This is a genomic window from Streptomyces thermovulgaris (assembly GCF_002155915.1).
In the GTDB taxonomy this organism is placed as follows: domain Bacteria; phylum Actinomycetota; class Actinomycetes; order Streptomycetales; family Streptomycetaceae; genus Streptomyces; species Streptomyces thermovulgaris.
This window is the reverse complement of record NZ_MUME01000435.1, coordinates 1-1398: the sequence shown is the minus strand read 5'-3', so window position 1 is coordinate 1398 and position 1398 is coordinate 1. Positions and strand designations below refer to the sequence as shown.

At 63.6% G+C, this 1398-nt stretch carries 1 protein-coding gene; it reads right to left on the bottom strand.

Annotated elements, in window-relative coordinates; all coding sequences use genetic code 11:
* The coding region (locus CCN35_RS25980; protein ID WP_245863485.1) for a hypothetical protein at positions 1–1097 on the bottom strand (1097 nt) is incomplete at its 3' end.
* Between the last annotated feature and the right edge of the window lie 301 nt (positions 1098–1398).

Sequence of the window (1398 nt, the reverse complement as noted above, 5' to 3'; positions counted from 1 at the left end):
GGGCGTTGGGGTCGCTGAAACCTTCCACGGCCTGTTCTGCCTGCGAGACGAGTTGTGCGTTGCCACGGCCGAGAAGGACCTCCGCCTCCACGGAGTAGTAGAGCTGTTTTTTCCGGGGCGTAGAAGAACAAGCCGCCGAGTTCGTCCAGGTCGTCGTGGATTACATGTTCCCGTCGATCGGCTGCCTCCTGGTTGGCGGTGTGTACTGTTTCCTCGTCACCGAGTGCAGCGGCGGCACGCGCCTGGAGGCCAAGAAGCCACAGGCCGACGGTTCCGCGCAGGTTTTCCGCCATCGCGGCTCCCCGGCAGGCATAGTGGTAGGCGTCCTCGGGTTTGTCCGCCCAGTAGGCAATGAGCGACTTGAGGCCTTCGGCGAGTGCGACCAGGCCGGGGTGTTCGGCTTCCTTGGCGCAGGCCGCCGCGACTCGGGTCATGGTCATGGCCTGATGCGGGACCTCCATGTCGTTGAGGCCCTTTGCCACCAGAAAGGACAACACGGCGCCCTTGACATTCAGGTCGCGCAACTGCGACGGACGGACCCTGCCGCCCTCCAGGAGGCGGAAGACCTGCTCTTGGGTCTCCAGCAGATCGTCCCAGATCGCCGACAGAGGTTCGCGCGGGTATGCAGCGACGAGACGCTGCACCTCGTCATCGAGCAGACCGAGAGTGTCCTCGCCCACACGCTCGCGGTCGGCTCCCAGGAGGAAATCCTTCGCGCGTCGTACAGCCATCGCACCCGTCCTTTTCATGTCGTCCAACCCCACACCGGCATGGGCATGGGGTGTAGTCGGTGATGCGCCCGCGAGTGGAACGAATGGCGGCGTGCTGCCTTCGGGGACATCGACCCACAGGTTTTCGATGCTGTAGCCCAGCATCTCGACGATGACCGGACGGAAGGCTCGTTGCGGCTTCCGGCCCTCGTAGAGCCACCCTTCGATGGTCTTTGGGGCCGGCTCATCCGCATTCTTGAGTCCTAACCGTGCAGCAGTCTCGCGGTACTTCGCCAGGAAGTCGTCGGGATGCCGTAGGCCACGGGTTTCGCAGACGTACCGGAAGAACAACACGGCGTCTCCCACTCCCTCCGCCGAGCGCATCATTGCCTCGACGATAGAACGCTGTCTTCTACAAGTTGCCCTGCGTAGAAGGTACTTATCGGTTCCGAGGAAGATCCGGGGAATGTCCGAGGGAGAGGGTCAACCTCTCTCCCGATCCCGAGGGAGCTTTGGGGGTGGAGCCGTCTGCACGCGGTTGCCACGCTCGTATCGCCCCTCACTCAGAGTGTGCGGGCGTGCACAACCACGGATCAGGGAGTTCCCCTATGCCCTCAAGAGTCGCCGGCCCCACCTGCGCGTTAGAAGCATCCCTGCAGACAGCCGCAGCCCCCGCACTTCCTGCCTT